9 protein-coding genes are annotated in these 7,584 nt (G+C 62.9%); 8 read left to right on the forward strand and 1 reads right to left on the reverse strand.

Annotated elements, in window-relative coordinates:
* From QOC89_RS25950 to QOC89_RS25960, 3 genes are all read left to right on the forward strand, one after another.
* A partial coding sequence (locus tag QOC89_RS25950) for a transketolase-like TK C-terminal-containing protein (RefSeq protein WP_323047636.1) occupies positions 1–414 on the forward strand: 414 nt, incomplete at its 5' end.
* A 109-nt stretch (positions 415–523) separates the two neighbouring features.
* A complete protein-coding gene (gene gap, locus QOC89_RS25955) occupies positions 524–1,534 on the forward strand; it encodes a type I glyceraldehyde-3-phosphate dehydrogenase (RefSeq protein WP_323047637.1) in 1,011 nt (336 codons plus the stop codon).
* 134 nt (positions 1,535–1,668) lie between these two features.
* Entirely contained in the window at positions 1,669–2,145 is a 477-nt protein-coding gene (locus QOC89_RS25960) for an ureidoglycolate lyase (RefSeq protein WP_323047638.1), read from the forward strand.
* Positions 2,146–2,397: 252 nt separating this feature from the next.
* Here QOC89_RS25960 and fur read toward each other — a convergent pair whose 3' ends face one another.
* Positions 2,398–2,826: a ferric iron uptake transcriptional regulator gene (gene fur, locus QOC89_RS25965; RefSeq protein ID WP_179734383.1), complete on the reverse strand. Its 429-nt coding sequence runs from the start codon at positions 2,824–2,826 to the stop codon at positions 2,398–2,400.
* Between the two features lie 158 nt (positions 2,827–2,984).
* On the opposite strand from fur, the gene QOC89_RS25970 reads away from it, so the two are divergent.
* From QOC89_RS25970 to leuS, 5 genes are all read left to right on the forward strand, one after another.
* Positions 2,985–3,815: an outer membrane protein assembly factor BamE gene (locus QOC89_RS25970; RefSeq protein ID WP_323047643.1), complete on the forward strand. Its 831-nt coding sequence runs from the start codon at positions 2,985–2,987 to the stop codon at positions 3,813–3,815.
* Positions 3,816–3,997: 182 nt separating this feature from the next.
* On the forward strand, positions 3,998–4,795 hold the full coding sequence (gene dapB / locus QOC89_RS25975; RefSeq protein WP_323047639.1) for a 4-hydroxy-tetrahydrodipicolinate reductase: 798 nt from the start codon (positions 3,998–4,000) through the stop codon (positions 4,793–4,795).
* A 72-nt stretch (positions 4,796–4,867) separates the two neighbouring features.
* On the forward strand, positions 4,868–5,584 hold the full coding sequence (locus tag QOC89_RS25980; RefSeq protein WP_323047640.1) for a MotA/TolQ/ExbB proton channel family protein: 717 nt from the start codon (positions 4,868–4,870) through the stop codon (positions 5,582–5,584).
* Between the two features lie 36 nt (positions 5,585–5,620).
* Entirely contained in the window at positions 5,621–6,058 is a 438-nt protein-coding gene (locus tag QOC89_RS25985; protein WP_323047641.1) for a biopolymer transporter ExbD, read from the forward strand.
* Between the two features lie 243 nt (positions 6,059–6,301).
* A partial coding sequence (leuS, locus tag QOC89_RS25990; protein WP_323047642.1) for a leucine--tRNA ligase occupies positions 6,302–7,584 on the forward strand: 1,283 nt, incomplete at its 3' end.

A 7,584-nucleotide genomic window follows, 5' to 3' on the forward strand; every position in this document is an offset into this window, starting at 1 on the left:
GACGCGCAGATCGCCAACATCGAAAAGGGCGGTTATGTGCTGCGCGACTGGAATGACGAGATCGTCGCGCGCAAGATCATCCTGATCGCCACGGGTTCGGAAATCGAGCTGGCGCTCAAAGCGGTCGAACCGCTGGCGCGTGAAGGCATCGCGGCGCGCGTCGTCTCGATGCCGTCGACCACGGTGTTCGACATGCAGGACGCCGAGTACCGAGAACGCGTGCTGCCGCATGGCGTGCGCCGTGTCGCGATCGAAGCGGGCGTGACGGATTTCTGGCGCAAGTACGTGGGTCTGGAAGGCGGCGTGGTCGGTATCGACACGTTCGGCGAATCGGCCCCGGCTGGCGTTCTGTTCAAGCATTTCGGCTTCACCGTCGAGCACGTGGTAGAGACGGCCAAAGCCGCGCTGGGCTGATCTTCGGTCAAGCGTTGCCGCGCGCGTGGAAGCACGAACATGAACGCGCGGCAACGCGGCCGGTCAGACGAAATATCGACTAATTTTTTCAGCCATCAGGAGATAGATCATGACAATCCGCGTCGCAATCAACGGCTACGGCCGGATCGGCCGCAACACGCTGCGCGCCTTCTACGAAAACGGCAAGAAGCACGATATCGAAATCGTCGCCATCAACGATCTGGGCGATGCCAAGACCAACGCCCACCTGACGCAGTACGACACCGCGCACGGCAAGTTCCCGGGCGACGTGTCGGTGGACGGCGACTACCTGGTCGTGAACGGCGACAAGATCCGCGTGCTGGCGAACCGCAACCCGGCCGAACTGCCGTGGGGCGAGCTGAACGTCGATGTCGTGATGGAATGCACGGGCTTCTTCACGACCAAGGAAAAGGCCAGCGCCCACATCCAGGGCGGCGCGAAGAAGGTGATCATCTCGGCGCCGGGCGGTAAGGACGTCGACGCAACCATCGTCTACGGCGTGAACCACAACGTGCTGAAGGCATCGGACACGGTGATCTCGAACGCATCGTGCACGACGAACTGCCTGGCGCCGCTCGTCAAGCCGCTGAACGACAAGATCGGCCTTGTGAACGGCCTGATGACCACGATCCACGCGTACACGAACGACCAGGTTCTGACGGACGTGTATCACGAAGACCTGCGCCGCGCGCGTTCGGCCACGCATAGCCAGATCCCGACCAAGACCGGTGCCGCGTCGGCGGTCGGTCTCGTGCTGCCGGAACTGAACGGCAAGCTGGACGGTTACGCGATTCGCGTCCCGACGATCAACGTGTCGATCGTCGACCTGTCGTTCATCGCCGCGCGCGACACGACGGTCGAAGAAGTCAACGCGATCATGAAGGAAGCGTCGGAAGGCGCGCTCAAGGGCATCCTCGGCTACAACACGGCGCCGCTGGTCTCGATCGACTTCAACCACAACCCGGCTTCGTCGACATTCGACGCAACGCTGACCAAGGTCTCGGGCCGTCTGGTGAAGGTGTCGAGCTGGTACGACAACGAGTGGGGTTTCTCGAACCGCATGCTGGACACGGCTGTGGCGCTCGCTAACGCGAAGTAAGCAGGTTCTGCTTCGAGTGGCTCTGCTGCCGGCCTTGGGCCGATGGCGGGCCAAAAAAAACCGCTCCTCGGAGCGGTTTTTTTATGCCTGCGGCGTCGGGAAATAGACACCCGCACGCTGCCCTGCCGCAAATCATGCGCAAGCTCGAACGGATGGGCGTAAAGGATTCGACGGTCGGGCTGGTGATTCCGATCAACGGCGGCACGACCGAGCGCTATCACGACCTCGCGAACGTCGACGTGACGGAAAGCGGCGGCCGCCCGCTGATCAATCTGTTTCGGGCGCAGCCGCGCTCGCTGCCGATCGAAATCACGATGATGGAACGGCACCCGCTGGGGAGTCAGGCTTTCATTCCCTTGACGCCGCGCGGCTATCTGGTGGTCGTGGCTCCGGCGGGCGAGTTCGATCCGACGCGGATGCGGGCGTTCTGGAGCGACGGCTGGCAGGGCGTCAACTATGCGAAAGGTGTTTGGCACCATCCGCTGCTCGCGCTCGATCAGGTGAGCGATTTTGTCGTGGTGGATCGCGGTGGCGAGCAGCCTGACTGCGACGAAATACCGCTGGCCGAGCCGGGGCGGCTCGAATTCGAAGCGAGTGTCGAGTTGGCCTGAAAGGCCGAAGTCGTCACGCAGCGGCAACGCGCTACATGCAATTCTGTTCAGACAAATTGATCAGATCCCCCGGGTTCGCGAGGCTTGGCACCGCTCGGCCCGTTCGGGAATCGACGCGTCAGCCTCGAAGCTGACGTCCCGCGCCCCCGCAGCGTCGCGCATAAAAAAAGCCGGCCGATTTTCGTCGCCCGGGTTTTCTGTCACTCACCGAACCGCGCACCCCGACGCGGCCGGCATTGCAGCAATTTCGCATCAATGCTTGCGATGCGGGCAATTCTCCTTGGTACAGACGCCGTACAGCGCCAGCGCATGTTCCTGCAGCTTGAAGCCGCGTTCCTTCGCGATGGATTGCTGACGGCTCTCGATCTCGGAGTCGAAAAACTCTTCGACGAGCCCGCAATCGAGGCACACGAGGTGGTCGTGGTGCGACCCTTCGTTCAGTTCGAACACCGCTTTGCCCGATTCGAAATTGCTGCGCGAAAGCAGGCCGGCCTGCTCGAACTGCGTCAGCACCCGATACACGGTGGCGAGACCGATATCGAGTTCCTCGTGCAACAGGTTGCGGTAGACGTCTTCTGCGGTCAGATGGCGCACTGGGCTATGCTGGAAGATCTCAAGGATTTTGAGGCGCGGAAGGGTCGCCTTGAGCCCGATATTCTTGAGATCGGTTGGATTGGTCATGACAAGGGATCCCTAGAGTACAATGCTGGGCTCTCATAGTAATGTGTTTTTGCCGTTCTGGTCATCTTCGATGGAATGAAACTCGCGCGGCTCGTCAGCGGGCCCGCACGGTGAGTGAAATGATTTCAAAATCTCAATTGATCTACCGGGGGAGCCGCATGCGGGGTACCTTGATCGCTGTTGCGACTGTCGCGGTTCTTGCCGGATGTTCCACTTACGACAGCCTGACGCAGCGCGTTGCCCAAAGCATTACGCCGTACCGTATTACGGTGGTGCAAGGCAACTTCGTGTCGAAAGAAGCAGCTGCACAGTTGCAGGTCGGCATGTCGCGCGCGCAGGTGAAGCAGTTGCTCGGCACGCCGCTTCTGACCGACATGTTCCACGCGGACCGCTGGGACTACGTGTTCTATTTCAAGCGCGGCTCGACGAACGTCGTGCAACAGCGCGATCTCGTGATCCTGTTCTCCGGCGACCGCCTCGCGAGCTGGACAGGCGGCGAAGATCTGCCGTCCAACCTCGAGTTGCTGGCGGAAATCGACGGCGACAAGCTTGGCAAGAAGGCCGCCGTGCCGAACGTGGCAAGCGCGGCAACGGGTGCCAGCGCGCCGGTTGCGGCGGCGCCGGCTGCGGTGGACACCACGCGCTCGCCGTCCGTCGAGGGCGCCACGGCAGCGGCCGTGCCGTCCACGGATGCCAACGCCGAAGCCGCGCAAGCCGCCAATCGGCTGACCAATGCGGTGCAAACGCCGTCAGGCCGGCAGTCATCGGTGCGCTCCACCGCGCCGACCGCCAACGGTGGCGGTATTCCGTCGCAGGGCCCAACGTCTGCCGGTCAGCCGCAGTTCCAGTTCCATCGTCCGCCGCCGCCGCAAGTGCCGGGCACGCCGGACAATGCGGTTGGACCGACGGGCCCGCAGAGCAGCAACGGCGGCCCGACGTTGAACGCGCCGTTGACGGCGACTCCCGCAACGTCGGGAACGGGCAGCTAATCGCGTTGTCCGTGTCTTGATAAGGGCCCTGACTAAGGGCACTTCGCAGGCGCGGCGCAAGGGGTAACGCGCCCCGCCTGTCAGTCTTCTGTAGTCGAGTCAGTGCGGCGCCCGGGCGTGCTGCCCCCGCCGCGGCTTTTGCCCGCATTTGCCGGGTTTTGCCTTTTCGAACCCTCCTAGCCATGAAAATTGCCATTGCAGGCGCATCGGGCCGTATGGGCCGGATGCTCATCGAAACCGTCCTCAACGAATCCGGCGCGACGCTGTCCGGCGCGCTCGACCGTGCGGGCGCCCCGCAACTCGGTCAGGACGCAGGCGCATTTCTCGGCAAACAGACGGGCGTGCTGCTGACCGACGACGTCGAACGCGTGTTCGCCGAATCCGACTACCTGATCGATTTCACGCGCCCCGAAGGCACGCTGATGCATCTGGAAGCCGCGCAGCGTCATCACGTCAAAATGGTGATCGGCACCACCGGTTTCGACAACGAGCAGAAAGCGCAACTACGAGCCGCCGCGGACAAGATCGCCATCATGTTTTCGTCGAACATGAGCGTGGGCGTCAATGTCACGCTGAAGCTGCTCGAATACGCCGCGAAACATTTCGCCACCGGCTACGACATTGAAATCATCGAGGCGCATCACCGCCACAAGGTCGACGCGCCGTCCGGCACCGCGCTCACCATGGGCGAAGTAATCGCCCACGCGCTCGGCCGCAATCTCGACGACTGCGCGGTCTACAGCCGCGAAGGCGTGACCGGCGAACGCGATCCGTCCACGATCGGCTTCTCGGCGATTCGCGGCGGCGATATCGTCGGCGACCATACGGTGCTGTTTGCCGGCATCGGCGAGCGCATCGAAATCACGCACAAATCGGCGAGCCGCCTGTCGTATGCGCAAGGCGCGCTTCGTGCTGTACGTTTCCTCGAAGGCCACAAGAACGGCTTCTTCGACATGCAGGACGTGCTCGGCCTGCGTTGAGCGTGTTGCGGGGCCGGTTGCGGCTCCCGTTTTTGTAGCTCCTCTGTAATCACTTTCTCACGGCGAGGTCAGATGGCAGGCAGCAGCGGCATCCTCCATTACCTGCAAACGAGCGACGCGATCACGCATGGCGTCGCATATGTGCTGCTGGCCATGTCGATTGCGAGCTGGTGTTTTCTGATCGTCAAAAGCTGGATTCTCACGCGCGCCAAACGCCAGGCCGCGCCGGCGATTGCGCAGTTCTGGCAGGCGCCCACTTTGTCGGACGGCGTTGCGGCATTGAAGCGTGTGGACCGTGAACGCGTTTTCACGCCGCTCGCCGAGGCCGCGCTGCATGCCGCCGAGGTGGACATTCCCGGTGCGCTGCTCGCGCGTGTCGAGCGCGGCGAGCGGGTGCTGAGAGCGTTGCGTCAGGCGCTCAACGCGTCGCAGCGGCGTCTCGAGTTTGGCCAGGTGCTGCTGGCCTCGGTGGGCAGCACGGCGCCGTTTGTCGGCCTGCTCGGCACGGTTTGGGGTATCTATCACGCGCTCGGCAGCATCGCGGCGAGCGGTCAGGCGCAGATCGAGAACGTCGCGGGTCCGGTCGGCGAGGCGCTGATCATGACGGCCTTCGGCCTCGTGGTCGCGATTCCGGCGGTGCTCGCTTATAACGTGCTCGGGCGACTCGTGCGGCAGTTGACGGAAGAACTCGACGGCTTCGCGCACGATCTGCACGCCTACGTGTGCGCGCCGGCGGATCAGACCCGGCCTCAGCAGCAGCCGCAGCAAGTCCAGGCCCGGACCCACTGAGCGCACCGCTGAGTCTGGAAGACTGAAGGAGGCGATATGGCATTCGGCGGACTCGAGAAAAAGCAGACGGCCGCGCCCATGGCCGAGATCAACATGACGCCGTTGATCGACGTGATGCTCGTGCTGCTGGTGATTTTTATCATTACGGCGCCTTTATTCACGCACGCGATCCGGCTCGATCTGCCCAAGGTCGCGGCAGCGCCCGCGCGGCAAACGCCGCAAACCATTTCCCTTTCAATCGATGCCGCCGGCAAGCTGTACTGGAACGGCAAAGTCATCACACTGCAGCAGATGCGCGCGCAATTCGCGGCAGCGGGTAAAGCAGCGCAGGCCGATCAGCCCGAAATCCAGCTGCGCGCCGAGCGCTCCACGCGCTACGAGGTGATTGCGCAGGTGATGGGCGCGGCGCAGCAAGCCGGGCTCGAGCGGATTGGTTTCGTGACGGACCCGCCGCCGCCGGGCACGAAGCCCTAGCGGCGCGATCCGTTGGCGCGTGCCCGCTAAATACGCCGTCGCGCGTGAGGCCGCCGGGCCGCTTCGCGATAGCGTTGCGCATCGCATGCCACGGAGATTCGCGCTGCGCCTCGCCGCGCGGCGCACCCGTCCGCGAACGGTATAATCAGCCCTTTCCCCCGCAGACGGGGAAACGACGCCATTTCATCCAGCAGAGCACCAGGCCCGGTGCGAAAGCACCGAACCCAGCGATCCCATCACACCATGCACGAAAAATACGTTCCCTCCGACGTCGAAGCCGCCGCGCAAGGGCAATGGCGCGCCATCGACGCGTACAAGACGACGGAAACCACCACCAGGCCCAAGTTCTATTGCGTCTCGATGCTGCCGTATCCGTCGGGCAAGCTGCACATGGGGCACGTGCGCAACTACACGATCAACGACGTGATGTACCGCTATCTGCGGATGAACGGCTACAACGTGCTGATGCCGATGGGGTGGGACGCGTTCGGCATGCCGGCGGAAAACGCGGCAATGGCCAACAACGTGCCGCCCGCGAAGTGGACCTACGACAACATCGCTTACATGAAGAAGCAGATGCAGTCCATGGGCCTCGCGATCGACTGGTCGCGCGAAGTCGCGACCTGCAGCCCGGATTACTACAAGTGGAACCAGTGGCTGTTCCTGAAGATGCTCGAAAAGGGCATCGCGTACAAGAAAACCGGCACCGTCAACTGGGACCCGGTCGATCAGACCGTGCTCGCCAACGAGCAGGTGATCGACGGCCGCGGCTGGCGTTCGGGCGCGCTGATCGAAAAGCGCGAAATCCCGATGTACTACATGCGTATCACGCAGTACGCGGATGAACTGCTGAACGACCTCGAAGGCCTCGGCTGGCCCGAGCGCGTCAAGATCATGCAGCAGAACTGGATCGGCAAGAGCTTCGGCGTGAACTTCGGTTTCCCGTATGAAATCGACGGCGAACAGAAGCTGCTGCGCGTGTTCACCACGCGTGCCGACACGATCATGGGCGTGACGTTCTGCGCGGTTGCAGCCGAACATCCGCTCGCCACGCGTCTCGCGCAAGACAAGCCGGAACTGCAGGCCTTCATCGAAGAATGCAAGCTCGGCGGCGTCGCTGAAGCCGACGTCGCGACGATGGAAAAGAAGGGCATGGGCACCGGCTTCTACGTCACACATCCGCTGACGCAGGAACAGGTCGAGGTGTGGATCGGCAACTATGTGCTGATGAGCTACGGCGAAGGTGCCGTGATGGGCGTGCCCGCGCACGACGAACGCGACTTCGCGTTCGTGAAGAAATACGATCTGCCGATCAAACAGGTGGTCGCTATTGAAGGCAAGGCGTTCTCCACCGAAGCCTGGCAGGAATGGTATGGCGAGAAAACCGGCAGGCTGATCAACAGCGGCAAGTACGACGGTCTCACGTACGAGCAGGCGGTCGACCGGATCGCCGCCGATCTGAAGGAACTCGGCCTCGGCGACAAGCAGATCACGTGGCGTCTGCGTGACTGGGGCGTGTCGCGCCA

The organism is Paraburkholderia sp. (assembly GCF_034668105.1).
Lineage (GTDB): Bacteria > Pseudomonadota > Gammaproteobacteria > Burkholderiales > Burkholderiaceae > Paraburkholderia.

Bases quoted from the DNA above. Each gene is read 5' to 3' on its own strand.
- dapB (WP_323047639.1), top strand. From the start codon at position 3,998: ATGAAAATTGCCATTGCAGGCGCATCGGGCCGTATGGGCCGGATGCTC.
- QOC89_RS25980 (WP_323047640.1), top strand. From the start codon at position 4,868: ATGGCAGGCAGCAGCGGCATCCTCCATTACCTGCAAACGAGCGACGCG.
- QOC89_RS25985 (WP_323047641.1), top strand. From the start codon at position 5,621: ATGGCATTCGGCGGACTCGAGAAAAAGCAGACGGCCGCGCCCATGGCC.
- QOC89_RS25970 (WP_323047643.1), top strand. From the start codon at position 2,985: ATGCGGGGTACCTTGATCGCTGTTGCGACTGTCGCGGTTCTTGCCGGA.
- fur (WP_179734383.1), bottom strand. From the start codon at position 2,826: ATGACCAATCCAACCGATCTCAAGAATATCGGGCTCAAGGCGACCCTT.
- QOC89_RS25960 (WP_323047638.1), top strand. From the start codon at position 1,669: ATGCGCAAGCTCGAACGGATGGGCGTAAAGGATTCGACGGTCGGGCTG.
- gap (WP_323047637.1), top strand. From the start codon at position 524: ATGACAATCCGCGTCGCAATCAACGGCTACGGCCGGATCGGCCGCAAC.